Source organism: Capnocytophaga genosp. AHN8471 (genome assembly GCF_016806945.1).
Classification (GTDB): Bacteria; Bacteroidota; Bacteroidia; order Flavobacteriales; family Flavobacteriaceae; genus Capnocytophaga; species Capnocytophaga periodontitidis.
Genome location: NZ_JAESPJ010000004.1, coordinates 148,691 through 175,493, shown reverse-complemented (window position 1 = coordinate 175,493; position 26,803 = coordinate 148,691). Strand labels below are relative to the sequence as shown.

Genomic DNA, 26,803 nt, shown 5'->3' with positions numbered 1-26,803 from the left:
TTCCTTTATCGAAAAATATTTTATATATTTCAGTAAAACTCTTAGTAGTTTCAGGATATATTTTTTTAAATATAGGAACCAATTTATCAATGTCAGCTCCATACGGAGGATTCCCAATAACAATATCAAATCCAGGGTTGTCTAAATTATTTGCCCTAAATACCTAACTTTTTTTTATCTATAAAAATTGACTATATTATTTAATTTATGCAATTATTCCCTACAAAATTTGTATATTAAAAGACTAATATTAAATTAATTTATACAATGATTTATGGATATATTCGGGTGAGTTCCGATAAACAAACTGTAGAGAATCAACGTTTTGAAATTAGTAATTTCTGTGAGAAAAACAACCTAAGTATTGATGTTTGGGTAGAAGAAACCATTTCGGGTATGACAAGAGTGGAGAATAGAAAATTGGGTAAGCTCCTTAAAAAAATGAAGAAAAGTGATGTGCTTATTTGCTCGGAGTTATCGCGGTTGGGGCGTAACCTCTTGATGATTATGGGGGTGCTCAATGAGTGTATGAACCGCGATATTCAGGTGTGGACAATTAAAGATAATTATCGCTTGGGGAGTGATATCAATAGTAAGGTGTTGGCATTTGCTTTTGGGCTTTCTGCTGAGATTGAACGTAACCTTATCAGTCAGCGTACAAAAGAGGCATTGGCACGCAAGAAAGCAGAGGGAGTAGTTCTCGGTCGCCCTAAAGGTAGTAAGTCCGCTAAAACAAAACTCACAGGGCAAGAAAAGAAAATTAAGGAGCTTTTAGAGAAAAAAGTATCGTATTCGGCCATTGGGCGTATATTAGGAGTACACCGTCTTACAGTGAGTGCTTTTGTAAAAGAACGATTGTAAGTCCTAGTGTCTGATTATATTAGGTCATTTTGACTTTTTTATAATATATTTGCAGCACTCATCTAAAATATTTACAAAGATATGAAACATATTTTAATTGCTTTTTTTGCAGTATTATTCGCTCAACTTAGCGAGGCTCAAACTCAAAAGTATTCAACTTTTTATCTGCAACGAGCTAGTTTATTTAACGTCAGTTCGATATAACAGAACATTGATTTACAGCTTTGTAACATAATATATTCACAAAATAATTCACCGTCAGGTGAAAATTCGTGAGATAATGTAAAGTAAAAAGTTTTTTGCAGTCCTTATTTCGTGCAAATTCGTGTTCACATACCCAGCCGTGAGCCCTCGCTGGCTTTGTGGGAGATTTAAAACTATACTTCTCCCACCACTCCCACCACTCCCACCACTCCCATCCCTGCCCGTGCGGCTCGCACCTGCCCGTGCAACTTGTATTAAATCACAAGTTATCTCCTTTACAGATTGTCTCCCTTCAATGAAATTGGCGGGTAACACTTTTTTTATTAAAAATTTTTGTGGTTTAGAAAAATGTCGTATATTTGTAAAATATATCTAATGACAGAAAAACTCAACACTAAAACAGGAGAATATTTAATATGAAAATGACAAAAAATGATTTACACAATGCCCTGAAACACTACTTTGGGTTTGAAGCGTTCAAAGGGCATCAAGAAGAAATTATTACCAGTGTGATCAACAAAGAAAATACCTTTGTAATTATGCCTACAGGTGGTGGTAAATCATTGTGCTACCAATTGCCTGCCTTAGTTCTGGAGGGAACTGCTATTGTGATTTCCCCCCTTATCGCCTTGATGAAAAACCAAGTAGACGCGATGCGTGGTATTTCATCTACCGATAGTATTGCCCACGTACTAAACTCTTCTCTTACCAAAAACGAAATCCGCGAAGTAATGGAGGATATCAGTGCCGGCAAAACCAAATTGCTATATGTCGCCCCCGAGTCCCTCATCAAAGAGGAATATGCTAACTTTCTCAAAACCGTCCCTATCTCCTTTGTCGCTGTAGACGAGGCGCATTGCATCTCTGAATGGGGACACGATTTCCGCCCTGAGTACCGCAATATCAAAACCATTATCGAGCGTCTGGGCAGCAATATCCCTATCGTCGCGCTTACAGCTACAGCTACCCCTAAAGTGCAAGAGGATATCCTCAAAAACTTGGGAATGCTCGAAGCCAATGTATTTAAATCATCATTCAACCGCCCTAATCTCTATTATGAAGTACGCCCTAAAACCAAAAATGTAGATGCCGATATCATCCGTTTTGTAAAACAGAACAGCAAAAAATCAGGAATTATATACTGTCTCAGCCGTAAAAAGGTAGAAGACCTTGCACAAACCTTACAAGTAAACGGCATTTCTGCAGTACCTTACCACGCGGGATTAGATGCCAAAACACGCGCCAAACACCAAGATATGTTCTTGATGGAAGAGGTAGATGTGGTGGTAGCAACCATCGCCTTTGGTATGGGTATTGATAAACCCGATGTACGTTTTGTAATCCACCACGATATCCCCAAAAGTATTGAAAGTTACTATCAAGAAACAGGACGTGCTGGTCGTGATGGCGGTGAAGGGCATTGCTTGGCTTTCTATTCTTATAAAGATGTAGAAAAACTCGAAAAATTTATGATAGGCAAGCCTATAGCCGAGCAGGAAATAGGACAAGCGCTCTTGCAGGACATCGTAGCTTACGCCGAAACCTCTAGTTCACGTCGTAAATTTATCTTGCATTACTTTGGCGAAGAGTTTGACGAGGTAAATGGTGAAGGTGCCAATATGGACGACAATGTGCGTTTTCCTAAAGAGAAGAAGGAAGCTAAAGATGATGTAGTAAAATTGCTCAACGTGATTATTGCTACCAAACAAAAGTTCAAAGCTAAAGAAATTGTAAATACACTTATCGGTAAAGTGAGTGCTCTTATCAAAGCGCATCGTATTGATGAACAAGAGTTCTTTGGCATTGGTAAAGATAAAGACGATGCTTATTGGATGGCTCTCCTTCGTCAGGTAATGGTAAACGGACTCATACGCAAGGATATAGAAACTTACGGAGTAATGTTTATCACCGATAAAGGAAAGGAATTCTTAAAAGAAGTGCCTTCATTTATGATGACTGAAGACCATAGTTATGAAGAAGAACCGGAAGATATCAATAGTGCTAATGCTGTAGCTGCAGACCCTGTACTTCTTGATATGTTAAAAGATTTGCGCAAAAAGGTAGCCAAACAGAAAGGGGTGCCTCCGTTTGTGGTATTCCAAGACCCTTCACTCGAAGATATGGCACTCAAATACCCTATTACCATTCAAGAACTTACCAATGTACACGGGATTGGAGAAGGCAAAGCTAAAAAATACGGTAGTGAGTTTGTAAAACTCATCGAGCGTTATGTAGAGGAAAATGATATTGTACGCGCTGAAGATTTAATTGTAAAAACTACAGGGTCTAACTCGGCTCTAAAATTGTTTATCATTCAGAATATAGACCGCAAATTGCCATTGCCCGACATTGCCCAAGCCAAAGGGTTGGAGATGGACGAATTTCTCAAAGAAATGGAACAAATCGTATACAGCGGTACCAAGCTAAATATTGATTATTGGGTAAACGAAATCTTTGATGAAGAACAACAAGAAGAGCTTCACGAATACTTTATGGAAGCTGAAAGTGACAAAATATCTTTAGCTTCTAAAGAATTTGCCGGTGAATACGAAGATGATGAACTAAGAATCTACCGATTGAAATTTATCAGTGAAGTAGCAAATTAACAGAAGTACACATAAAATAAAAAAAGAGAATTAGGCAAAAATGCTTAATTCTCTTTTTTATCGTTACACTTTGCCAAAGTTTAAAATTGTCTGTGCGAATCGCACCTTTGGCAAAACCCATTAATTTGATTATCAATAATTTTTGTAGTATGTTATGGGGCGTTTTGCAAACGCCCACATAAATAAAACTTTTTGGACACCCTCTTTTTTATATCTTATAAAAACAATAAATGTAGTGGTTTACAAGGCAATCCAAACCATTCTGAAACAGTACTATGGGTAAGGATTCCGTGGTAAGAATAAAGTCCGTTTCTAAAACCTTTATCTATTTGTAAGAGGTTTTCTACTCCTCCCTCCTCTCCTATTTTCAGCAGGTAAGGCAATAAAATATTACTCAACGACGTTGAAGCTGTACGGGCATAACGTGAAGAAAGATTAGGTACCCCGCAATGTACAACTTCGTATTTAGTGAAGGTGAGTTGTTCTAAAGTTGTAAGTCCGCTTGTTTCCACACAACCTCCATTGCCTATACTTGTATCTACAATCACAGCGCCTCGTGACATCTGTTGTACCATATCTTCTGTAACAACTATAGGTGAGCGATGAGTTCCCGTCATAGCTCCTATAAGTACGTTACAACGCTTCAAGGATTCACAAAGTAATTGAGGTTGTAAGGTTGCGGTATATACTGAGGGAGGTAAATGTGTGCGTAGTTTCCTTAAATCGGTGAGGGAGGAAGCAAATATCTTTACATTAGCACCTAATCCTAAGGCAGCTTTAGCAGCAGCTTCTGTGATATTATTAGCTCCCAAAAGTACCACCTCTATAGGAGGTACTCCTGTAATATTTCCAAATAGAAGTCGATTTTCTTCTGTGATGAGTTCTGAAGCAGTAAGCACAGCAGCTATACCCGTAAGCTCATCCACCGATTGTTGTATAGGATAGTTTTCAGCCTCATCTTTGATATATTCAAAAGCTAAAGCAGTAATCTGCTTTTGTGTAAGCATCTCAAAATAGGATATATCTTGTGTATTGAGTTGTAAAGTTGAAAACAATACTGTTTGAGGATTGAAGTAAGCGAGTTCTTCAGTAGTAGGAGGCTCAACCTTCAGTACCATTGGACAAGCAAAAACTGCTTCGGTATCATACACAATTTCGGCACCTGCCTCGCTGTAATCAGCATCAGGAAAGTGAGCTTCTTCACCTGCCCCAGCCTCTACGAGAATTTGGTGACCATTAGTTACTAATACCGCCACTTCATCAGGCGTTAAGCAAATTCGTTTCTCTTGAAAAGTGCGTTCTTTAGGAAGTCCTATTTTCAACGATTGTTGCTCATTGCTCACCGCTAAGCGTTCTTCTTGTGGTAATAGTTGAGATATGGTTTGCATTAGTCTGAGAATTTAGTTTCTAAATCACTCACATATTTCTTGAAAGCGCGATCGGTTTCTATTAAGTTTTCCACTGTTTTGCAAGCGTGTAGCACTGTGGCGTGATCACGTTGCCCTATCTGGCTTCCAATGGTAGAAAGTGAGTTTTTAGTGTATTTCTTCGAGAAAAACATTGCCAATTGTCGAGCTTGTACTACATTGCGTTTACGGGTCTTGGAATGTAGTGATTCGATATCTAAATTGAAGTAATCGGCTATAATTTGCTGAATGTGGTCAATAGTCAAATCGTTTTTATTATTTTTCACCGATTTATCGATAATGCTTTGTGCGAGTTCTATAGAATATTCTTTGCGATTAAACGCTGCTTGTGCAATCAATGAGTTGCTCACCCCTTCTAATTCACGTACATTCGTACGTATATTTTCAGCCAAATAAGCAATTATATCTTCTCCTATTTCGGCTCCATCATTATAGAATTTATTTTCTAAAATCTTGTAACGTGTTTCGTAATCAGGAGTTTGTAATTCAGCCGAAAGCCCCCATTTAAAACGAGAAAGAAGACGTTGTTCTATATCAAATAAATCTACAGGAGCTTTATCCGAAGTGAGGATTACCTGCTTGCCGTTTTGGTGTAGGTGATTGAAGATATGAAAGAAAGCATCTTGAGTTTTCACCTTCCCCGAAAGGAATTGAATATCATCTACGATAAGTACATCGATGAGCTGATAGAAGTGAATAAAGTCGTTAAGAGTATTTTTATCCTTGTCTTTAGCTGTAGAAGCACTGATAAACTGTTGAGTAAACTTTTCAGCAGAAACATAAAGCACTTTTTTCTTGGGGTATTTTTCTTTAATATCCACCCCTATAGCGTGAGCTAAGTGAGTTTTTCCTAAGCCTACCCCTCCAAAAATAAATAGTGGATTAAAAGCCGTTCCACCAGGTTTATTGGCTACTGCCATACCTGCAGAACGTGCCAAACGATTAGAAGCACCTTCTACAAAATTATCAAAGTTTTGATGTAAATTGAGTTGAGGATCAACAGTTATCTCACGAATTCCAGGTATTACAAAAGGATTTTTAAGCCCAGGGTCTTTGGTCTCAGTAGCTAAAGTCAAAGTCTGTTTTGCTAATTCTGGACGATTTGTACTTGGAAGTTGTTCTTTAGTAAGTGGATTATCAACAATATACACAAGGCGGGAGTTTACTCCCAAAGTAAATGTCATTGCCGATTTGAGAAGAGAAATAAAATTTTCTTCTAACCATTCATAAAAGAATCTACTTGGAACTTTGATTTTCAAAGCATTTCCTTCTAATTCAACAGGGACAATAGGAACAAACCAAGTATTAAATTGTTGCTCAGTGATGTTGTCTTTTATAAATTCAAGACACTTACTCCAAACTTTTTCAGCTGCTTCTTTCATTTTTTAGGGTGCTACTTTTTAGCTAAAAATTTGATTATTAGATTTTTTTACTAATTTTGCCGGTGATAAAACTGTTCTTTTTTCAGTCAGCAAAATTGTGAATAATTTTTGAATAAAAAAAATATTTAACATTTGTTTTTCTGAATTTATTTTATAAGGGAACGATGTTAATCTTTTGTTAATGTTTATATCTATCTAATTATGAAAGAATTATACTTCGATTATGTACTGCGTACTCGCTATGCAGAAACCGACCAAATGGGGGTAGTGTATTATGGAAATTATCCTCAATACCTCGAATTGGGAAGAGTGGAATGGTTGCGCTCTATTGGTTTTACCTATAAAGCAATGGAAGAAGAAGGAGTTATGATGCCTGTGGTTTCTTTGCAAATTCAATATAAAAAACCAGCCCTATATGATGAGTTGATTACCATTCGCACCAAACTAAAAGAATTGCCTTCTACAAAAATTGAGTTTGATTATGAAATTCTTAATGAAAGAGGAGAGTTACTTTCCACAGCTAACACCATATTAGTATTTGTAGATGCAAAAACTTTTAGACCAGTGCGCTGTCCTGAAAAGGTATTAAAATTAATTGAAGAGAAGATGAGTAATTAGTCACTAATAATGAATCGTTAGTCGTTAGTATCTCACTACTAACGACTAACGACTAAAAAGCTAAAGACTATCTGTAGTTTTTAATGAGATTTTTCACTAAAAGAATTACATTAGGCATAGCTATATTTGCTGCGTTAAGTACTTCTTCGTGTGATACATCTGGTGAGATTTCTGGACCTCCTAAATCGGTGATTACTGAAAGGGCACACACCTCCATATTTTGATGACGTGCTACAATCACTTCAGGCACAGTACTCATCCCTACTGCATCACCTCCTAAAATACGCACCATACCATATTCGGCTGGCGTTTCAAACGAAGGTCCTTGCAACCCTACATACACGCCTTTTTGAAGTTTGATATTGTGCTCTTTAGCTATTTTTTCTAATTCAGCTATCATAGCGTGATTATAAGGTTTGCTCATATCGGGAAAACGCGCCCCAAACTGGTCTAAGTTCTTACCACGCAAAGGGTGTTCTGGAAACATATTGATATGATCGCGAATCACCATTACATCTCCTATAGAAAAATTAGGATTCACACCTCCTGAAGCATTAGAAACGATGAGACGCTTGATACCTAATTGTGCAAACACACGTATCGGAAAAGTTACCTCTTGCATTGTATAGCCTTCGTAATAGTGCACACGCCCTGCCATCATCAACACATAACGGTTCTCTATTTTGCCATAGATAAGTTTGCCTTTGTGTCCAGCTACAGTCGATTTAGGAAAGTTGGGAATATTGTTATATTTAATTTCCGAAATCACTTCCACTTCATCTTCTAATTTGTGAAGTCCAGACCCTAAAATAATAGCAAACTCTGGAGTGTGTTCTGTAATGTACGACTGTATGATGCGAGCCGTCTCGTTAATTTTGTCGTAAATTTGTTGCATATTTCTTTATTTTTTTGTCGATTTTGTAGATTGTCTGCCTTTGGAGGAATGGGAACTATTGATAAATTTACTAATTATTGAAAATTAGTAACACCAAATTTAGCAGCTTCTGCTCTTGCTTTAGGCACTAAGGCGGTAAGATTTTTAATCCGTGAAGCATCAGAAGGGTGCGTACTAAGTAACGAACTGGTTGATTTACCTCCTTTTAATGCTGCCATACGTTTCCATAACTCAGGAGCTTCAGAAGGATCATAGCCTGCAATTGCCATAATTTGAATACCTATAGCATCAGCCTCTGTTTCATTGGAACGGCTGAAAGGCAACATCACTCCTAAATTAGAACCTAAGCCATAAGCCAGCATAAACTGGTCGGTATAAGCGGCATATTTGCTACTTTGTAAAGCTATAGAACCTGCTATAGCTCCTATCTGCTGCAAGGTAGAGGCACTCATACGTTGTGCACCGTGATCAGCTAAAGCATGTGCTACCTCGTGCCCCATAACCACGGCTAAACCTGCTTCAGTTTTTGTTACAGGTAAAATCCCTGTATAAACTACAATCTTGCCCCCTGGCATACACCAAGCGTTTACTTCAGGACTATCTACTAAGTTGTACTCCCAGCGATAATCATCTAAATAACCTTGATAACCATTGGTATCGAGCCATAATTTGGCTGCTTTGGCTATACGTTCCCCCACTCGCTTTACCATAGCAGCATCATTAGTGCCTTTCAACACCTTATTTGAATTTAAAAAGGTGGAATATTGACTAAATGCCATTGGAAAAACTTTGCTATTAGGCATAAAGTTAAGGGTACTCTTCCCTGTAAAAGGATTTGTTTTACAAGAAGAGATCATCAAAAGTAATGTAATTAAAATTAATTTCTTCATAAAATTTTATTTGAGGGCAAAGATAATAATAATTTAATAATTGACAATCACCGATTAACATTATTTAACAATATTGTAAATTATTCTATTCCCTATCCCTATCTCCCAATCCCTAATTTTTGTCCATTGTTACTTGCTAATTGTTAATTAATTTGTACCTTTGCACGCAAATTAAATAGAAATGGCAAATACCAAATATATATTTGTAACTGGAGGGGTAACCTCTTCTTTAGGAAAAGGCATCATTGCAGCTTCACTTGCTAAACTCTTGCAAGCTCGTGGCTATAGGGTAACCATACAAAAGTTCGACCCTTATATCAATGTCGACCCTGGTACTCTTAACCCTTATGAACACGGCGAGTGCTTTGTGACTGAAGACGGAGCTGAAACTGACCTCGACTTAGGTCATTACGAACGTTTCCTAAATGTATACACTTCTCAAGCAAACAATGTAACTACTGGACGCGTTTACCAAAGTGTAATTGAAAAAGAACGCCGCGGTGAATTCTTAGGCAAAACAGTACAAGTAATCCCACATATTACCAACGAAATTAAAGAACGTATTCAGATACTTGGCAAAACAGGTGAGTATGATATTGTGATTACAGAAATTGGAGGCACAGTGGGTGATATAGAATCTTTGCCTTATATAGAGTCTGTACGTCAACTTTTATGGGATTTAGGAGAACATAATGGTATCGTGATACATCTCACTTTAGTACCTTATCTCGCAGCTGCAGGTGAACTCAAAACCAAACCTACGCAACACAGTGTAAAAACCTTGATGGAAAGCGGTATCCAAGCCGATATATTAGTTTGTCGTACTGAGCACGAACTCTCCGATGACCTTCGTTATAAGTTAGCGCTCTTCTGTAATGTAAAACGTGAGGCTGTAATCCAATCTATTGATGTACCTACAATCTATGATGTACCAAATGTAATGCTCTTAGAAGGCTTGGATAAAGTAGCTCTCAAGAAGTTAGACCTCCCTTGTAAAAACGAACCCGACCTCACCCAATGGAACACTTTTTTGCAACGTTACAAGAATCCTAAACACCGCATAAAAGTAGGGTTAGTAGGTAAATATGTAGAATTACAAGATGCTTATAAATCTATTTTAGAAGCTTTTATACACGCTGGAGCTGCTAACGAAGTGCGTGTAGATGTAGAGAGTATTCATTCCGAACATCTCAACGAAGAGAATATTGAAGCTAAATTAGGTCATTTAGATGCTGTACTCGTCGCTCCCGGTTTTGGCGGTCGTGGTATTGAAGGTAAAATAAAAGCTATTGAGTATGTACGCAAGCATAACATTCCTTTCTTGGGTATTTGCCTTGGAATGCAAATGGCAGTCATTGAATTTGCACGCCACGTAGCAGGACTTAAAGACGCCAACTCTACCGAAATGAACGAACAAACGCCTTACCCTGTGATTAGTCTGATGGAAAGTCAGAAGGAGATTACTCATAAAGGTGGCACTATGCGCTTGGGCGCTTGGGATTGTGAACTTACCAAAGGTAGCAAGATATACGAAGCCTATGGTAAAAAAGATATTTCTGAACGCCACCGTCACCGCTATGAATTTAATAACGACTACAAAGAACAACTTGAGAAAGCAGGTTTACAATGCACCGGTATCAATCCTGATACAGGTTTAGTGGAGGTAGTAGAATTACCTAATCACCCTTGGTTTGTAGGGGTACAATACCACCCTGAATACAAAAGTACTGTTGCCAATCCTCACCCACTATTTGTGGCTTTTGTAAAAGCTGCTTTGAACAATAAACTAAAAAAGAACTAAATAACAGATAAAAACAATTATATGGACGAAAGAAAATTCGATGTAAAGAGTATTATAGGTTTTGCCTTAATTTTTGTACTCTTAATGTGGTTTATGAACAATAATAAACCTTCTCAAGAAGAATTAGCTAAGCACAAAACTCAACAAGAACAACAAGCTAATAAAACTGCTGCCAATACTCAAAATAATACTTCTACTGTTCAACCTACTGATTTAGGAAACTTTGCCTATTCAACTACCTTGCCTTCTGCTAAAAATGAGGTAACTGTATTAGAAAATAAAGACCTTAAAATCACTATCAGTAACCGTGGCGGACAGCTTAAAGAGGTGTTGCTCAAAGAATTCAAAACCTATGATTCTTTGCCTGTTTACTTAGTAAAAGATTGGAATGCTACTTTTAGTCTTAACTTCACTACTGCTCAGGACAAAAAATTAAACACCAAAGATTTGTATTTTGAGCCTACCCTAAGTGAAAACAATGGTAGACAAGTGCTTTCTATGAAGCTTAAAACTTCCGAAAATACTTATTTAGAATACGTATACACCTTGCCTAAAGAAGGATATATGCTCGATTTAGTAGTGCGTTCTCAAGGTTTAGCTGGAGCTGTAAACACTTCTAAACCTATGAACATCGATTGGAAATTACAAGCTCGCCGTATGGAGAAAAGTGTAACCTATGAAAACCGTTATACTCAAGCTGCTATACAATATGAAGGTGACCGTATCAATCGTATGAGCCAAGCTGGTAACGACGAACAAAAAGAAGAAAAAGTTAGTTGGGTGGCTTATAAACAACACTTGTTTACTTCTGTTCTTATCTCCGACAATCCGTTTGAGAAAGGTGATTTCGTTTCTCACAATATTGCTATGAATGAAGGAAAAGAAGTAAAATACACTAAAAACTTCCTTACTTCTTTACCTGTAAAAGCTAAAAGTGGAGAATTGAGTGAATCACTGCACTTCTATTTCGGACCTAGTGATTACAACGTACTCAAACAATATAACAATAAATACGAACTTACTGAGCTCATTCCGTTAGGTTGGGGTATCTTCGGTTGGTTGAACAAATGGTTGTTTATTCCTCTTTATAATTTCCTTGCTGATTATTTTTCCGTAGGATTGGTGATCATCTTGATGACCTTTATCGTGCGTATATTGCTATCACCTATCGTTTATAAATCGTATGTTTCTCAAGCTAAAATGAAGGTATTACGCCCTGAAATTGACGAAATCAATAAAAAATACGACGAACCTATGAAACGCCAACAAGAAACTATGGCTCTGTATAGCAAAGCAGGAGTGAACCCACTCAGTGGTTGTATTCCAGCCCTCTTACAATTGCCTGTGTTTTTAGCGCTCTTCAACTTCTTCCCTACCGAATTTGGATTGAGACAAAAGAGTTTTTTATGGGCTCACGACCTATCGTCTTACGATGCTATCTTTGAACTTCCTTTCTCTATACCGTTCTACGGAAGTCACGTAAGTTTGTTCCCTTTGTTGGCTTCTATCGCTATTTTCATCTACTCAATGATGACAATGGCACAGACTGCACAACCTCAGCAACCTGGTATGCCTAATATGAAGTTCCTCATCTATCTATCTCCTATAATGATGTTGTTCTTCTTCAACAACTACGCCAGCGGACTCAGTTTATACTACTTTATATCTAACTTATTGACTATAGGCATTATGTTAGCTATCAAGTATTGGATTATAGACGAGAAGAAGATTCACGCTCAAATACAAGAAAACAAGAAAAAACCTAAAAAAGAAAGTAAATTCCAAGCTAAAATGCGTGAGATGATGGAACAAGCTGAAGCGCAACGCAAAGCTCAACAAAATAAACGTTAGCCTATAGATTTAACAACTAAAAAACAAATACACTTTGCCAAAGTTCTCTATTGCTATTGCACTACGATCTTTGGCAAAGTTTTTATATAAAACTATATAATGGCATAGTTTTTGCTGCTAATGTTTTCAAACTATGAAAAGAAAATTTATCAACATATTATTATCTGCACTCATCTTGTTCTCTAATTCAGGATGGGCTATTTCTTTTCATTATTGTCAAGACCACTTATCGTCAGTTTCTTTAGAATATATCACTTCTTCTGTAGATGAAGAAGTAAGTGATTGTGCTGATATGGACTCTTGTTGTGCTTCTGAGGACGACGATAGTGATGAGAGTAAAACAGAAACTTCACATAAAAAATGCTGTGACAATACAGCTATATCATCTTCTATTTCTGATAGTACTTCAGTAGTAAAAGCGTTGGAACTGCAACTACAACCTTTTGTAGTAAATTCTTTGGTTTTTCCTACTTTGGAAGTGGTAAGTATTCCTCAGACTGTAAAGAAAGCCATTACGAGAGATTTCTTTTTGCAGTTGAATGCGCCTCCTCTGTATGAATTGTACTGCCAGAGGGTGTTTTATTCAGGTAAGAGATAAGAGGTAAGAAATATACCTCTGTTTTCCAATCCTTAAATTCTAATTTCTAAACTGAATAAAACAAGACAATAATGTACAAAAAATATATCTTTTTAATAGGGCTGTTGTTGCCCTTGTCTGTCTTTGCTCAACATTTTAGCAAAGGGAAAGTGGTAGACGAAAACAACGCACCTCTTATAGGGGCAGATGTGTATTGGGAGGGTACTGAAATAGGTGTATCTACTGATAATGAAGGAGCTTTCACGCTGAAACGCACAGATGCTTCTAATACTTTGGCAGTAAGCTATATTGGTTATAAAAAGAAAACTGTAAAAGTAAGCGGTAATGCGTCTTTACATATTCAATTGGAACCAGAAGCGGCTTTGGGAGAGGTGGTAGTAAGCCAGAAGCGTGCTAACACGATGAAATCGCAATGGCAAGTAGCTGATGTGCACACAATGAGTAGTGGGGAATTACTGAAAGCAGCTTGTTGCAACCTATCGGAGAGTTTTTCTACTAACCCATCAATTGATGTGAACTTCTCGGATGCTGTTACGGGTAACAAACAGATAAAGATGCTGGGGTTAACCAGTCCGTACATACTAATGGCAGAAGAGAATATCCCTACAATGCGGGGCGCTTCGCAAGCCTACGGACTCTCATTTGTACCAGGTACGTGGATTGAGAGCATCCAGATAACCAAAGGAGCAGGGAGTGTGATTAATGGGTATGAGAGTATTTCGGGGCAAATCAACTATGAGATAGAAAAGCCTATCAGTAGTCGTCCTTTCTTCTTAAACTTGTATGCTTCAGAAGATAATCGTTATGAACTCAATGCTCATACCAATCAAAAATTATCTGATAAGTGGGCGACTACTCTTTTTGCACACGGCAATGTACGTCAGCAGAAAGCCGACCACAATCACGATGGTTTTATAGATAACCCCATAGGTAATCAAATCAACTTGTTGAATCGTTGGCAGTATGCGAATGCAGAAAAAGGGTGGGTAGGTTTTTTGAATCTTCACTATATGAAAGATGAGCGCCAAGCAGGAGAGTTGCGTTTTAATCGGCTAACGGACAAAGGAACTACCAATGCGTGGGGTAGTGAAGTAAACTCCGAACGTTTTAGTGCTTCAAATAAAATAGGGTATGTATTTCCTGACACACCTTATAAGAGTATAGGGTTGCAGAACTCTTTTCAGTCGCATCGTCAAGATTCTTATTTTGGGTTGAACCGCTATGATATACAGCAAAAGAGTTGGTATGGTAATTTGATATACAATTCTATCATCACCGATACCAAACACAAATTTGCCACAGGACTCAACGGAACTTATGACGATTATAATGAGGTGCTCACTACTTCGGCTCTTGCGGGAGATTTCTCGCGTGTAGATCGCTCCATAGGTGCCTTCTTTGAATATACTTATGACAATTTGAGTAACTTCAGTTTTGTGGCAGGAGTACGCGCTGATAGTCATAATCATTTAGGAAACTTCATTACGCCACGTTTACACGTGCGTTATAATCCTTGGAAACAAGCGACTTTCAGAGTATCGGCAGGGCGAGGCAAACGCGCTGCTAATGTGATAGCAGAGAACCAACAACTCTTGGCATCCGCACGCAAGCTTGCTATTATAGGAGGTGATGGAGGCAAGCTCTATGGTTTGAATCCCGAAATTGCTTGGAACTACGGAGTGAGCTTTTTGCAAGCGTTTAAAGTATTCGGTAAAAGTGCAGAGTTCTCGGTAGATTTCTACCGCACAGATTTTGATAATCAAGTAGTAGTAGATTTGGATAACTCACCCCAACAAGCCTTGTTTTACAACCTCAATGGGAATAGTTTTGCGAACTCTCTACAAGCGGAATTTAGTATTACTCCTGCCAAAGGGTTGGACTTCAAGGCTGCCTATAAGTATTATGATGTGCAAACGCAGTTTACTAAAGGACAAATGGAGAAGACCCTTACCCCAAAGCATCGCTGGTTTGCCAATGTAGCTTACGAGACTCCTGAGCGCCACGAGAACAAGAATTCTCAATGGAAGTTTGATGTAACCTTCAACTGGTTAGGAGAACAACGCTTGCCTACAACCGCTACGAACCCTATAGCCTATAGGTTAGACGATTATGCGCCATCATTTACTACACTCAATGCTCAAATCACCAAAGTATTTTCTAAGACATTTGAGGTATATATAGGAGGTGAAAACATCACCAATTATAAACAAGAGAATGGTATTTTGGCAGCCAACAATCCTTTTGGCGCATATTTTGATAGTACAATGCAGTACGCTCCTGCCTTTGGACAGATGTATTATGCAGGATTAAGATTTAAATTATTATAAAATGAAAACACGTATTTTATTATGGATAGCTTTGAGTTTTTTTGGACTCACTATCGCAAGTGCACAACAAGCACCTAACAAAAGTAAGAAAGTAGAGTTTGCTGTAGGAGGCAACTGTGAACAGTGTAAGGCGCGTATAGAAAAAGCGGCTTATAGCGTAAAGGGCGTAAAGAGCGCTAATTGGAATATCAAGAGTGGCAATATGACCCTTATTTTTGACGAGCGTAAATGTAGTGAAAGCGATGTGCAGAAAGCTATCGCCAAAGTAGGACACGACGCTGGCAAAGAACGCGCTGACGATGAAGTGTATAAAAACTTACACCACTGCTGTTTATACGAAAGATTACCTTAAAATATAGGGAAGTCTAAAAAGCTTTTTGAAAATATGATTAAGGTATACTGATAATCAGATACTTTTAGTGATGTTGTAGAGGGGATTTATAAATCACTTTTACAACATCACTTTTTTAGATAGCCTCATTTCGGTATAGATTTTGCTGTTAAGAAAGAAACACTAAATCACAACAAAATGAAAAAGATAACTATTCTACTAATGTTAGCAGTAGCTTTGGGGCTTAGTTCTTGTGCGAGCATTTATGTAGCTACTGATTATGATCGTCAAGCCGATTTTTCAGCGATGAAATCTTTTGCTTTTTTTAAAGAAGGTATTGATAAAGTACAAATATCCGACTTGGATAAGAAACGTATTTTACGTGCTATAGAGCAAAATCTTACTACTAAAGGGCTAACACTTTCTGAGAACCCTGATTTTTTAGTAAACATATTCACTCGTGACCGAGAGAATGTAGATGTGTATGACAACAGTCCTTATTATTGGGGCTGGGGAATGGGTTGGGGTCCATTTTGGGGAGGCGCCACTTATAATGTAAGCCGAAATACTGAGGGTACTCTTTACATTGAGATTATTGATGCGAAGAAGCGTGAATTGGTATGGCAAGGAAAAGGCACAGGCTATTTGCCACAATCGATGGATAAGAAGGAAGAGGCTATCAAAAATTTTGTAAACAAGATATTAGAACAATATCCTCCTTCAGCAGATAAAAAATAACAATCACTAACTTTGTCAGAGTCTAATGACCCCGACAAAGTTTTAATTTTTCATATAGTAATTTGTAACCTATGTTTAAAAACCCTTTTTCTTTTGATGGACGTATCAGGCGTACTGAATTTGGACTCTCCCTTATCATTTTCTATATAATTTTCAATTTTTTAGATGAAGTGTTCAATTTTAATCGTTCATTTTCATTAATCTTTTTTATTCCTATTTTCATCTTCTATTTTGCACAATCAGCAAAGCGTAGTCACGATATAGGTGAAAGTGGATGGCTATCTTTGATCCCTTTATATAACCCTTTTCTTTTGTTATTTAAAGAAGGAAGTGCAGGAGAAAATGTGTATGGTGGAGATCCTAAAAAACGTGTAAATAACACATTTTTCAATAATCCTTCTACAACTACCCCTCCACCCATTATATTTTCTCCCATACAAGTAACTCCTTCTGTTCATACCGAGAAGAAAATCACCCAACAATATCTTCTCAGCGAGGATGGCAAAACTTTACTAAAATGGTTTGATACTCAAGTTACTGCTATAGATATGCAAGCTGATCCCATTTTGAGAAATGTTACAACCATAGGCAGAGATGCTTTCTACAATTGCAACAAACTCAGCAAAATAAACTTCAATGGACAGCTCACTACCATACAAAAAGCCGCCTTTGAAGATTGTGACCAATTGCGCCACCTTAGCTTCCCAAGCCGTGTGAGCTTTATAGGTGAATTCCTCTTTGGTAAAAATTGTATTGAGTCTATAAGTATTGAAAGTGAAATACCTCCACGATTAGAAGGTGACTTTTCCTACAACGACGAAAAACTACAAGCTATTTATGTTGCCACAAGTGATATAAGTTTGTATCGCAATAGTGAAAATTGGAGAAAATATGTACACCTTATAAAATAAAACATACTGATTATCAGATATATAAAAAGTTACACAGAAATATTTTTACAAAAACTTTTGGCTATTTAGAAGATTATCACTACATTTGCCACGATTTTAGGGGAGATAGAGTATTTATTTTATCAATTAAGTTTAACTCTTTCCTATAGTAATCCTCTTATATAATACTCTAATTACTATCAGGAAATACAAATTTTATCATCAGCAAATGGCTGAAAACACTCAAAATCCAGAAGAATTTTTACAAAACTTCAACTGGGAAAAATACCAAGAAGGTATTGACAGCGTACAAGAAGACCAATTAAAAAACTTCGAAGAATTGGTTAAAAACAATTTCGTTGACACTCAAGACAATGAAGTAGTAGAAGGTGTTGTAACTCGTATTACCGACAGAGAAGCAATTATCGACATCAACGCTAAATCTGAAGGCGTTATCTCTCTCAACGAGTTCCGCTACAACCCTAACCTCAAAGTAGGTGACAAAGTAGAAGTGCTTATTGATATCCGCGAGGACAAAAACGGTCAGTTAGTACTTTCACACCGCAAAGCACGTACGCTTAAGGCTTGGGATAGAATCAACTTAGCACACGAAAACGGCGAAATCGTAAATGGTTTCGTAAAAAGCCGTACCAAAGGCGGTATGATTGTAGATGTATTTGGCATCGAAGCATTCCTCCCTGGTTCTCAAATCGATGTGAAACCTATCCGCGATTACGAGCAATTCGTAAACAAAACAATGGAATTCAAGATTGTGAAAGTAAATCACGAGTTCAAAAACGTAGTGGTTTCTCACAAAGCGCTCATCGAAGCAGATATCGAAGAACAAAAGAAAGAAATCATCAGCCAACTCGAAAAAGGTCAAGTACTCGAAGGTGTTGTGAAAAACATCACTTCTTATGGCGTATTTGTAGACCTTGGTGGCGTAGACGGATTGATTCACATCACCGACCTTTCTTGGGCTCGTATCAACCACCCAAGCGAAGTGGTTTCTGTAGATCAAAAATTAAACGTAGTAATCCTCGATTTCGACGACAACAAATCTCGTATCCAATTAGGCTTGAAACAGCTTAGCAAACATCCTTGGGATGCTTTAGCCGACGATCTTAAAGTCGGTGATAAAGTAAAGGGTAAAGTTGTTGTTATTGCCGATTATGGTGCTTTTGTAGAAATCGCTGATGGCGTTGAAGGTCTTATCCACGTTTCTGAAATGTCTTGGAGTACTCACTTGCGTTCTGCTCAAGATTTCGTAAAACTCGGTGACGAAGTAGAAGCTGTTATCTTGACTCTCGACCGCAACGAACGCAAAATGTCTTTGGGTATCAAACAACTTACCCCAGATCCTTGGATCAATATCACTGAAAAATATCCAGTAGGTTCTAAACACACAGGTACTGTTCGTAACTTCACTAACTTTGGTGTATTCGTAGAACTCGAAGAAGGTATTGATGGTCTTATCCACATCACCGACCTTTCTTGGACTAAGAAAATCAAACACCCATCAGAATTTGTAAACTCTGGTGATAAAATTGAAGTAGTAGTACTCGAATTGGATGCTGAAGGACACAAGTTGTCATTAGGCCACAAACAAACCACTCCTAACCCTTGGGACAAATACGAAGCTGAATTTGCCGTAGGCACTGTACACACTGGTACCATTTCTAAAATGGTAGATAAAGGTGCTACCGTTCCTTTCAACGACGATATTTTAGCCTTTGTTCCTTCACGTCACTTAGAAAAAGAAGACGGAAAAAAATTAGGCAAAGGAGATACTGCTGAGTTCAAAGTAATTGAGTTCAACAAAGAATTTAAACGCGTGGTAGCTTCTCACACCGCTATCTTCAAAGAAGAAGAAGAAAAAATAGCTAAAGAAGCTGCTGTAAGCACCAATTCATCTACTGTTGAAAAATCAACCCTTGGAGACCTTGAAGTATTACAAGAGTTGAAAGACAAGATGGAAAAATAGAAGTAATTTAGTTTTTTTCATAATTTTTTGTTTTAATGAGGAAAAGTCGTTGCTGGGAAGTAACGACTTTTTTTATTTAGCAAGCTGACTCCTCAAAAAAGCAATCTCCTCTTCTTTCATAGCAATAATACGCTCATACAACTTCCTCTCTTCTTCAAATCCTTTGTTATTACAAATGAGATTTCCTCCCTTATTCTTTGTAGCTGTATCATTAAAGTTATTATGAAGTACACTACCTCCTTCATATTCAAAAATTTCAGGTAAAGAAGTGTCTAATATCTTTATAATTTCAAACAAACGTTCTACAGTAAGTTGTGTTTGTCCATTCTCAATACTACTATAAGCGCGCTGAGAAATATTTAGTTTCATTGCCATAAACTCTTGCTTGTAGTCTTTAGCTTCTCTAATTCTTCTTATTTTATCGTGATAATTATACATATAGAAATATTTTTTCTGCAAATGTACGAAATATTTCTAACATAGAAGAAAAGTATACTAAATATTTGCAAAAAATATAGTTACTTTGTCCCCAGAAAAAATAGTATAAATTTTTCTTGTAATAGGACACACTTTGTCCTCTACTCATAGTATTTTTGCAATGTAAATAACAATCAATAATTTTTATCAAAACAAATGAAGAAAATAATTTTAATGGCAGTAGCAGTGCTGGGAGCATTAGCTATAAACAGTTGTAGAAAAGAAACTGAAACAATTATCGAAAGAGTGGAGGTTCAAAAAGGCAATCAAATCCTTTCTGGAATAGGAGCGCCTACAGAAACTCTTGGAAATGTAGGTGATTACTATCTAGACCTTTCTAATAGCAATCTCTATGGAGCTAAAACTGCACAAGGTTGGGGAAATCCTATCAGCCTAAAAGGTATACAAGGAGATAAGGGAGAGAAAGGCGATACTGGTGCTACTGGACAAAAAGGAGACAAAGGTGATACTGGTGCTACTGAACAAAAAGGAGACAAAGGTAATACCGGTGCCACTGGACAAAAAGGAGACAAAGGTGATACTGGCACTCCGGGTCAAAATGGCTCTAAAATCTATGCAGGAATAGGAGCCCCTACTATTAATATAGGTGTAGTAGGAGATTGGTATATCGATAGCCAAAACAAACGTCTTTATGGACCTAAAGAAACAAGTGGCTGGAGCAATGAATATATATCTTTATTTTCATCTTACACATTAAGTGAAGATAAAAAAACTCTATTGCAGTGGAATGATATGAGTTATACATCTATCAATATGAATGACTTTAAAGAACTCAAAGATGTTACCATTATTGGACCAGAGGCTTTTAGCGGAAATAAAATCTTAACTTCTATTGTTATAGGAAATAAAGTTAAAAGAATTAGCAATAAAGCATTTGAAAATTGTAAACGCCTAAAATTTACTACCCTTCCTAATGGTATAGAACGTATAGGTGAATATTCTTTTGCAGGTTGTATAAGTTTAGAATCCTTAACTGTACCAAGTAGTATTATTTCATTTGCTACAGGTACCTTTGAGAATTGTCCTAAACTAAAAACTCTTATCATTGAGAAACAAACCCCTCCTACTTATAGACGTTTCATTGGTGATAATGGTTCAAGTTACTATGTTTTTGAAAGTAATTTATTTACAGATAATAAAACTACAAATATTTTAGTTCCATTAAACAGTATTGAAACATACAAAAAGACTGAAGATTGGAAACAATATGCTAATAAAATTCAAGCTATACCTTAAAATTAAACTAAAGGCGGAACCCGAAAAGCCTATAACAGAGTAGGGATAATATCTGTTAATAAGCTCAATAATAATGAAAAGTATTAAAATCCTAATTACATTATTAATGATGTGTTTTGTTACTAATATTTTAGGGCAAACTAAAGCACCCCATACCTATAAAGCTTTTGAAATAAAAAAACAAGCTATTGAAAATAAAGCTTTACAAAAATTAGGTATTTCTCTTGCTGAAATCAATAAGCTGAGAAAAGATAAGTCTGGAGAATCTCTTTATAAAGCTAAAGAAAATGCTAAAAAATCCTACATAAAAAAGAAAGGAGAGATTAAACTTTCCTTTGATGTATTGATAGATGAATTTAGCGCAAAAAACGACGCTATAAATAAGTACAAAGATGTCATCATCAAGAAAATATGTAAAGACTTAACTGAGTTAGAAAGAGCTAAATTGTGCATAGAAGTTTCTTTTAAAAAATGGGCTGAAAAAGGTGAATATGAGAAAAAAGAAGAATACGAGGCTCGAATGGCTAATAAGTACAAAATGTTAGAAAAAATTAGTCAGAACATCATCTTAAGTTTTGTAAATAAAGAAGTAATACTCAAAACAGGAAAATATAATATTGATAAAGAAATATATAATATTTCCTTAATGAAAAGGTACCCCTTCTACTTGTTCAATACAAGAAATGCTTTATTAAACGAAGTTTATACTTATCATAATACAATATTTAAGGATCTCTATCCAAATGACCAAGCAGACTCAGAAATCCAAGAATCGTACGAAAAAAAAACTCGGAACTATTCTTTACAAAAGGACTTTTTAGGAGAATATGTTATAAAATTCCCTACTTATATAAAGAAAATAGGAAGAGACATTGCTAAACATTATAAAACTGAAGAAGAAATTTATTCAGATGAATTTTGGAATGGAGAAGCATATGTTACCACCTTTGATAATTGTATAGTGTATGAAGGATATTTTCTACCTAATAAAATAGAAATAGAAGGACAATTATACGAAACAGGATTGTTTGATACATATATTAGTGATTGGACTTTAAACAAAGAAGAAGTACAAATCATTGCTAAAATGCAAAAAAAAGCTAATTTAAAGTATCCAACTGTAAGTGAACTTAATTTTAACACCAATGAGTTAGGACTTTCAAAATATTTCCCAGAAAACTATACTTTTAAAATAACAAATAATTAAAATGAAAGTAATTTTTTAGTATTCTAAAATAAGACTATCTAATAAAACAGATAAATGTCTATTGCAAAATATTTTTACTCTATATCCTAAAATCTATATACAATTGATAATCTAATAGTACTTCTTTTTCATCAGGATACACTTTTTTTATACAAAGCTAGCTGAAAAAGAAATTATTATAAGAACTAACAATTAACAAATATTGTACTTACTTTAAAAACTAAAGGCAGATCCGAAAAGCCTATAACAGAGTAGGAAAAACTTAAATTATTTAAACAATGGCACAAGAAATTAACTTTGGTACCAAATTCATTAGAATTTGCCCTACCGACAACAACAAAATTGAACATTCCAGTAATGGAAAAAGCTGGTCTACAAGCTATAAAGGCTCTTCATATGGTTGCTTTTATGACTTAGCTGTTTTTGGAGGTGAAATTTTTGCTATTACCTCTAAAGGAATTTATGCCTCTAAAAATGGAGGAAGTAGCTGGTCTACTCGTTATACAGGTTCATCCTATGGTGAATTTGAATCTATCCAAGTAATTGGAACAGAACTCATTGCCCACACCTCTAAAGGTACCTATGTTTCTAAAAACGAAGGTCGTAGTTGGTCAAAAAGGAATTAACCTACAGAATGAGGCTGTCCGAAAAGTCTCAAAATCACTTTTGCGTTGCTACACTTTGCCAAAGTTTCAGACTTTAGCAAAGTTGATTATACTGATAATCAATAACTTTTGTAGTATATTATGTAGGAAAGCCAGCGATAGCTGGGTATATGCTGCAAACGCCCACATCAATAGAACTTTTTGGACACCCTCATTCTCTAAATAAAAAAATAAATGTCAAGAAAAATATATATTGCCTTAGGAGCTTTGTTTGTAATCTCTCTTAGTATTTTTATCTTTAATACTATTTACCAAAATCAGCTCCCTAAAATTGTTGAAGAAATTAATAACTCAGCTATTGGAGCTATACTCACAGCTATTGTTACCGTTTTCCTTTTGCAAGGACAAACTGCCACTGAAGAAGAACGCGAGAGAAATCTTTCTGTATTCGAGAAAAAACAAGAAGTATTTCATAACTTCTTAGAAAAACTCAAAGAAATAGTACAAGATGGTAAAATTACTATTGCAATGCGTGATGATGCACAAGGAGGTGAAAATGTAGATGAACTCAAAGAACTACTCTTTCAGCTCTCATACATTCAAATGCACACACACGAAGACAATACCGATAAAATCTTCAAACACATTGCAAATATCATACAGCGAATGAATGAATTTGAAACAGCTGGCAATGACAAACAAGCCTTAATGGCTGAGTTTTATACTAATTTTTCACAAGAGTTATTTGGTATCATCACTGTACTAAAAAGTGACTTGTACAAAGTAGACTCTAAACCTATCCCCCCTGAAAATATTAAAAGCATTTTAGAAAAATGTAATTTATTCGTTGAAGGTGGCGAAATAGATAAATACGAAATGCAAAACTACTTTTGGAATGAACTACAAAATGAACTTATAGCAAAAGGTTATAAGTTTGAAAAATTCAATTTTGAACAAGACGTAAATAAGTATTACAGGGGAACTAGGAACAGACATAAATGGTTTGGATTTACTATTCCTATTTATACCACTCAAACTAATGAAGAAGTTAACTTTGATATCGAATTAGAAAATGATTATTATTTTGGTTTTCATAAAAATGGGAACCCTAGTAGTGAGTTATTTGTAAAATGTGTTAGAGAAACTTATGCAGGTTTCAAAGAAAGTAATAGTTGGTACGGTTGGACATATTCAACACGATACAATTTAGACTTCTGGAATTTAAATAGTCCAAGTTTTGAATCGTTAAAACACCCTCAACGACGAAAATTACTCATAGAAAACATAGCCCGTGAAATGGATACTTATATTCAGATTTTTATTAGAGTAGCCCACGAAAACAATTTGTAGCTATAACTTTTCATCAAAAAATACCATAAAAAACAGGTTATCCTAACAACCTGTTTTTTTTATTTGCTTTTCTTTTTGATTTACTATATCTTTGCCCTCTGAAATACAAAATCTGTATTTAACTACTCCGTGAATTCTAACAGCGTTAGTTACAAATCCGTACGTATCACAACTACTAATAGAGATTTATCCGTATTAAACCTGTGAGATCTGTGCGAGACTTTTGTAGCGGAGTTGTCTAATCATTAATCATTTTATCACTAACCGTTTTTCAAAATGCTTAGAATAGAAAATATCAGTAAACAATACGGCAACTACACCGCGCTCAACGATGTATCGCTACACATCCCTAAAGGCAGCATCTTTGGATTGCTCGGGCCTAATGGGGCAGGAAAAACTTCTCTTATACGTATTATTAATCAAATTGTACTGCCCGATGCAGGGCAAGTTTTTTTTGACGGTGAACCTTTGCAACCCAAGCATACAGCTCAAATAGGCTATTTGCCCGAAGAACGCGGTTTATATAAATCGATGAAAGTGGGCGAACAAGCCTTGTATTTAGCACAACTCAAAGGATTGAGCAAAGCTGAAGCTAAGGAACGACTTAAATTTTGGTTCGAACGCCTCGATATTGGCGATTGGTGGAACAAAAAAGTACAAGAACTCTCCAAAGGGATGGCTCAAAAAATACAGTTTTTAGTAACCGTACTCCACAACCCCAAACTATTGATATTTGATGAGCCTTTCAGCGGATTCGACCCCATCAATGCCAATGTTATCAAGGACGAAATTCTCTACTTGCGTGACCAAGGCGCTACCATTATCTTCTCTACTCACCGAATGGAATCGGTAGAGGAACTGTGTGACCATATTGCACTCATCAATAAATCACGTAAAATATTAGATGGTAAACTTATTGATATCAAACGTGCTTATAAAAACAATTCTTACGAAGTAGGTTTAAAATTGCCTGAAGACCAGAAACCTGCTCTCTTGAACGAACTGAAAATGCATTTTGAACTAAGTGAAGCGCATTTCAAAACATTGTACGACGAATTAAAACTGCATATCAAGCAAAAAGAAGGACAAACCGCTAACGATTTGTTGCAATACCTTATAACTCGTGCCGAGGTAACTCATTTTGTAGAGGCTATCCCTACCGTTGATGAGATTTTTATCTCAACCATTAATAAATTGTCAAACTAAAAACTGCCCGTGAGGCTCATATTATGAAACATTTAGGAATTATTATTCAAAGAGAATACTTAAATAAAATACGTAATAGGTCATTTGTGATAATGACGTTCGTAAGTCCACTTATATTCGTTTTGTTTGCTTTTATCATTGGCTTTTTAAGTGATATGAACCGAAAGAGCAAGGCTAAGGATATTGTGATTGTAGATGAAAGCGGACTCTATGCTAATACTTTTGAGAATACCGAGACAACTCAGTTTCAATACCTCAATAATATTTCACTCAAAGATGCCAAAGCTAATGTATTAGAAAAAGGTCAATATGGATTGTTATACATTCCCGCTAAAGGTGACCAAAATATTGCTTTTTATAGTGAAGAATCACCCTCCTTATCACTTACTAATGAGATGACAGCTGCAATGGAGCGCACTCTTTTCCAACATAATCTCACTCAAAAAGGGATTGACAAAAAGGAAATAGACGCAGCTAAAGCTCATATTGATATCGAGTTACAGAATTTCACAGGGGAAAAGAGCTCCGAATTTGACAGTGTGATGAAAATAAGCATTGGAGGAATTGCTGGTTATCTAATTTTTATGTTTATCATCATCTATGGCAATATGATTATGCGCAGCGTAATAGAAGAAAAAACCAATCGAATTATAGAAATTATCATTTCATCTGTCAAACCTTTTGAACTGATGTTAGGAAAGATTTTAGGTACTTCGTTAGCGGGCATCACTCAATTTGTAATATGGGTTGCTATAGGGGGGATATTGTTAGCATTAGCTCCTTCTTTTTTTGATGTAAACACTTCTACACAAGCAGTACAAGGAGCAGGTAACTTATCGGATATCAACAATATAGTAAATTCTTTATATCATTTCCCTTTTGCCGAAACCTTCGTAGTCTTCCTCTTGTTCTTCATAGGAGGCTACTTGCTATATAGTTCGCTTTATGCAATGATTGGCGCAATGGTTGATAACGAAACCGACACTCAGCAGTTTATGATGCCTATATTAGTCCCTTTAATGTTAGGCTTCTATGTAGGAATGTTCTCTGTAATCGAAGAGCCCCACGGCACCATTTCGGTAGTGTTTTCGTACATTCCTCTCACTTCACCTATAGTAATGCTAATGCGCATACCATTTGGGGTAGCGTGGTGGGAAGTAGCAATTTCCCTTGTTATTCTGTATCTTTCTTTCTTCGGAATTATCAAATTGGCAGCCAAAATATACCGCATTGGAATCTTGATGTACGGCAAAAAACCTACTTATAAAGAACTGTGGAAATGGCTTAAAATGAAATAA

The 26,803-nt window shown here is 36.3% G+C and carries 22 protein-coding genes and 1 pseudogene; 17 read left to right on the top strand and 6 right to left on the bottom strand.

Annotated features, from left to right (window positions below):
* Positions 1-133, bottom strand: a pseudogene (locus JMN12_RS15555) (Eco57I restriction-modification methylase domain-containing protein); the annotation flags it as partial.
* 134 nt (positions 134-267) lie between these two features.
* On the opposite strand from JMN12_RS15555, the gene JMN12_RS01245 reads away from it, so the two are divergent.
* Together JMN12_RS01245 and recQ are read left to right on the top strand one after the other, a co-directional pair.
* On the top strand, positions 268-861 hold the full coding sequence (locus tag JMN12_RS01245; protein WP_203136352.1) for a master DNA invertase Mpi family serine-type recombinase: 594 nt from the start codon (positions 268-270) through the stop codon (positions 859-861).
* A 620-nt stretch (positions 862-1,481) separates the two neighbouring features.
* Positions 1,482-3,671, top strand: a complete 2,190-nt coding sequence (recQ, locus tag JMN12_RS01240) for a DNA helicase RecQ (RefSeq protein WP_203136333.1) — start codon at positions 1,482-1,484, stop codon at positions 3,669-3,671.
* 215 nt (positions 3,672-3,886) lie between these two features.
* Here recQ and JMN12_RS01235 read toward each other — a convergent pair whose 3' ends face one another.
* Together JMN12_RS01235 and dnaA are read right to left on the bottom strand one after the other, a co-directional pair.
* The gene (locus tag JMN12_RS01235) at positions 3,887-5,059 is read right to left on the bottom strand and encodes an alanine dehydrogenase (RefSeq protein ID WP_198466064.1); all 1,173 of its coding nucleotides are present in this window, start codon (positions 5,057-5,059) and stop codon (positions 3,887-3,889) included.
* Positions 5,059-6,480, bottom strand: coding sequence for a chromosomal replication initiator protein DnaA (gene dnaA / locus JMN12_RS01230; protein WP_002678805.1), 1,422 nt, complete (start codon positions 6,478-6,480; stop codon positions 5,059-5,061). The genes JMN12_RS01235 and dnaA overlap by 1 nt, the downstream gene beginning before the upstream one ends.
* A gap of 201 nt (positions 6,481-6,681) precedes the next feature.
* Between dnaA and JMN12_RS01225 the strand changes: the two genes are divergently transcribed.
* The gene (locus JMN12_RS01225; RefSeq protein WP_088594151.1) at positions 6,682-7,098 is read left to right on the top strand and encodes an acyl-CoA thioesterase; all 417 of its coding nucleotides are present in this window, start codon (positions 6,682-6,684) and stop codon (positions 7,096-7,098) included.
* 67 nt (positions 7,099-7,165) lie between these two features.
* Here JMN12_RS01225 and JMN12_RS01220 read toward each other — a convergent pair whose 3' ends face one another.
* Both JMN12_RS01220 and JMN12_RS01215 read right to left on the bottom strand, forming a co-directional pair.
* Complete coding sequence (locus JMN12_RS01220; protein ID WP_009413640.1) at positions 7,166-7,993, bottom strand: purine-nucleoside phosphorylase; 828 nt, start codon at positions 7,991-7,993, stop codon at positions 7,166-7,168.
* A 74-nt stretch (positions 7,994-8,067) separates the two neighbouring features.
* Complete coding sequence (locus JMN12_RS01215) at positions 8,068-8,883, bottom strand: M48 family metallopeptidase (RefSeq protein WP_088594150.1); 816 nt, start codon at positions 8,881-8,883, stop codon at positions 8,068-8,070.
* Positions 8,884-9,064: 181 nt separating this feature from the next.
* On the opposite strand from JMN12_RS01215, the gene JMN12_RS01210 reads away from it, so the two are divergent.
* The 8 genes from JMN12_RS01210 (at position 9,065) to rpsA (ending at position 19,403) form a co-directional block, all read left to right on the top strand.
* On the top strand, positions 9,065-10,684 hold the full coding sequence (locus JMN12_RS01210; RefSeq protein ID WP_009413638.1) for a CTP synthase: 1,620 nt from the start codon (positions 9,065-9,067) through the stop codon (positions 10,682-10,684).
* 21 nt (positions 10,685-10,705) lie between these two features.
* Entirely contained in the window at positions 10,706-12,535 is a 1,830-nt protein-coding gene (gene yidC, locus JMN12_RS01205; protein WP_203136324.1) for a membrane protein insertase YidC, read from the top strand.
* Between the two features lie 133 nt (positions 12,536-12,668).
* A complete protein-coding gene (locus JMN12_RS01200) occupies positions 12,669-13,133 on the top strand; it encodes an HYC_CC_PP family protein (protein ID WP_203136322.1) in 465 nt (154 codons plus the stop codon).
* 71 nt (positions 13,134-13,204) lie between these two features.
* Positions 13,205-15,460 carry a TonB-dependent receptor gene (locus tag JMN12_RS01195; protein ID WP_203136320.1) on the top strand — a complete coding sequence of 752 codons (2,256 nt, stop codon included), beginning with the start codon at positions 13,205-13,207 and terminating at the stop codon, positions 15,458-15,460.
* A 1-nt stretch (position 15,461) separates the two neighbouring features.
* Positions 15,462-15,812, top strand: coding sequence for a heavy-metal-associated domain-containing protein (locus JMN12_RS01190; RefSeq protein ID WP_002678700.1), 351 nt, complete (start codon positions 15,462-15,464; stop codon positions 15,810-15,812).
* A 177-nt stretch (positions 15,813-15,989) separates the two neighbouring features.
* Positions 15,990-16,529 (top strand): DUF4136 domain-containing protein, encoded by a 540-nt coding sequence (locus JMN12_RS01185; RefSeq protein ID WP_009413633.1) that lies wholly within the window; start codon positions 15,990-15,992, stop codon positions 16,527-16,529.
* A gap of 71 nt (positions 16,530-16,600) precedes the next feature.
* Positions 16,601-17,440: a leucine-rich repeat protein gene (locus JMN12_RS01180; protein WP_203136318.1), complete on the top strand. Its 840-nt coding sequence runs from the start codon at positions 16,601-16,603 to the stop codon at positions 17,438-17,440.
* A 208-nt stretch (positions 17,441-17,648) separates the two neighbouring features.
* Complete coding sequence (gene rpsA, locus JMN12_RS01175; protein ID WP_002678834.1) at positions 17,649-19,403, top strand: 30S ribosomal protein S1; 1,755 nt, start codon at positions 17,649-17,651, stop codon at positions 19,401-19,403.
* A gap of 72 nt (positions 19,404-19,475) precedes the next feature.
* On the opposite strand, the gene JMN12_RS01170 is transcribed toward rpsA, so the two are convergent.
* Entirely contained in the window at positions 19,476-19,841 is a 366-nt protein-coding gene (locus tag JMN12_RS01170) for a helix-turn-helix transcriptional regulator (RefSeq protein WP_009413630.1), read from the bottom strand.
* A 195-nt stretch (positions 19,842-20,036) separates the two neighbouring features.
* Between JMN12_RS01170 and JMN12_RS01165 the strand changes: the two genes are divergently transcribed.
* The 6 genes from JMN12_RS01165 to JMN12_RS01140 all read left to right on the top strand — a co-directional run bounded on the left by JMN12_RS01165 (position 20,037) and on the right by JMN12_RS01140 (position 26,803).
* The gene (locus tag JMN12_RS01165) at positions 20,037-21,137 is read left to right on the top strand and encodes a collagen-like protein (RefSeq protein WP_203136316.1); all 1,101 of its coding nucleotides are present in this window, start codon (positions 20,037-20,039) and stop codon (positions 21,135-21,137) included.
* Between the two features lie 73 nt (positions 21,138-21,210).
* On the top strand, positions 21,211-22,344 hold the full coding sequence (locus JMN12_RS01160; protein ID WP_203136314.1) for a hypothetical protein: 1,134 nt from the start codon (positions 21,211-21,213) through the stop codon (positions 22,342-22,344).
* Between the two features lie 278 nt (positions 22,345-22,622).
* Positions 22,623-22,970: a WD40/YVTN/BNR-like repeat-containing protein gene (locus JMN12_RS01155; RefSeq protein ID WP_009413624.1), complete on the top strand. Its 348-nt coding sequence runs from the start codon at positions 22,623-22,625 to the stop codon at positions 22,968-22,970.
* A gap of 213 nt (positions 22,971-23,183) precedes the next feature.
* Positions 23,184-24,299: a hypothetical protein gene (locus JMN12_RS01150; RefSeq protein ID WP_088594137.1), complete on the top strand. Its 1,116-nt coding sequence runs from the start codon at positions 23,184-23,186 to the stop codon at positions 24,297-24,299.
* A 276-nt stretch (positions 24,300-24,575) separates the two neighbouring features.
* Complete coding sequence (locus JMN12_RS01145; protein WP_203136311.1) at positions 24,576-25,505, top strand: ABC transporter ATP-binding protein; 930 nt, start codon at positions 24,576-24,578, stop codon at positions 25,503-25,505.
* Positions 25,506-25,528: 23 nt separating this feature from the next.
* The gene (locus JMN12_RS01140; protein WP_203080603.1) at positions 25,529-26,803 is read left to right on the top strand and encodes an ABC transporter permease; all 1,275 of its coding nucleotides are present in this window, start codon (positions 25,529-25,531) and stop codon (positions 26,801-26,803) included.

Bases quoted from the DNA above. Each gene is read 5' to 3' on its own strand.
- JMN12_RS01245 (WP_203136352.1), top strand. From the start codon at position 268: ATGATTTATGGATATATTCGGGTGAGTTCCGATAAACAAACTGTAGAG.
- recQ (WP_203136333.1), top strand. From the start codon at position 1,482: ATGAAAATGACAAAAAATGATTTACACAATGCCCTGAAACACTACTTT.
- JMN12_RS01235 (WP_198466064.1), bottom strand. From the start codon at position 5,059: ATGCAAACCATATCTCAACTATTACCACAAGAAGAACGCTTAGCGGTG.
- dnaA (WP_002678805.1), bottom strand. From the start codon at position 6,480: ATGAAAGAAGCAGCTGAAAAAGTTTGGAGTAAGTGTCTTGAATTTATA.
- JMN12_RS01225 (WP_088594151.1), top strand. From the start codon at position 6,682: ATGAAAGAATTATACTTCGATTATGTACTGCGTACTCGCTATGCAGAA.
- JMN12_RS01220 (WP_009413640.1), bottom strand. From the start codon at position 7,993: ATGCAACAAATTTACGACAAAATTAACGAGACGGCTCGCATCATACAG.
- JMN12_RS01215 (WP_088594150.1), bottom strand. From the start codon at position 8,883: ATGAAGAAATTAATTTTAATTACATTACTTTTGATGATCTCTTCTTGT.
- JMN12_RS01210 (WP_009413638.1), top strand. From the start codon at position 9,065: ATGGCAAATACCAAATATATATTTGTAACTGGAGGGGTAACCTCTTCT.
- yidC (WP_203136324.1), top strand. From the start codon at position 10,706: ATGGACGAAAGAAAATTCGATGTAAAGAGTATTATAGGTTTTGCCTTA.
- JMN12_RS01200 (WP_203136322.1), top strand. From the start codon at position 12,669: ATGAAAAGAAAATTTATCAACATATTATTATCTGCACTCATCTTGTTC.
- JMN12_RS01195 (WP_203136320.1), top strand. From the start codon at position 13,205: ATGTACAAAAAATATATCTTTTTAATAGGGCTGTTGTTGCCCTTGTCT.
- JMN12_RS01190 (WP_002678700.1), top strand. From the start codon at position 15,462: ATGAAAACACGTATTTTATTATGGATAGCTTTGAGTTTTTTTGGACTC.
- JMN12_RS01185 (WP_009413633.1), top strand. From the start codon at position 15,990: ATGAAAAAGATAACTATTCTACTAATGTTAGCAGTAGCTTTGGGGCTT.
- JMN12_RS01180 (WP_203136318.1), top strand. From the start codon at position 16,601: ATGTTTAAAAACCCTTTTTCTTTTGATGGACGTATCAGGCGTACTGAA.
- rpsA (WP_002678834.1), top strand. From the start codon at position 17,649: ATGGCTGAAAACACTCAAAATCCAGAAGAATTTTTACAAAACTTCAAC.
- JMN12_RS01170 (WP_009413630.1), bottom strand. From the start codon at position 19,841: ATGTATAATTATCACGATAAAATAAGAAGAATTAGAGAAGCTAAAGAC.
- JMN12_RS01165 (WP_203136316.1), top strand. From the start codon at position 20,037: ATGAAGAAAATAATTTTAATGGCAGTAGCAGTGCTGGGAGCATTAGCT.
- JMN12_RS01160 (WP_203136314.1), top strand. From the start codon at position 21,211: ATGAAAAGTATTAAAATCCTAATTACATTATTAATGATGTGTTTTGTT.
- JMN12_RS01155 (WP_009413624.1), top strand. From the start codon at position 22,623: ATGGCACAAGAAATTAACTTTGGTACCAAATTCATTAGAATTTGCCCT.
- JMN12_RS01150 (WP_088594137.1), top strand. From the start codon at position 23,184: ATGTCAAGAAAAATATATATTGCCTTAGGAGCTTTGTTTGTAATCTCT.
- JMN12_RS01145 (WP_203136311.1), top strand. From the start codon at position 24,576: ATGCTTAGAATAGAAAATATCAGTAAACAATACGGCAACTACACCGCG.
- JMN12_RS01140 (WP_203080603.1), top strand. From the start codon at position 25,529: ATGAAACATTTAGGAATTATTATTCAAAGAGAATACTTAAATAAAATA.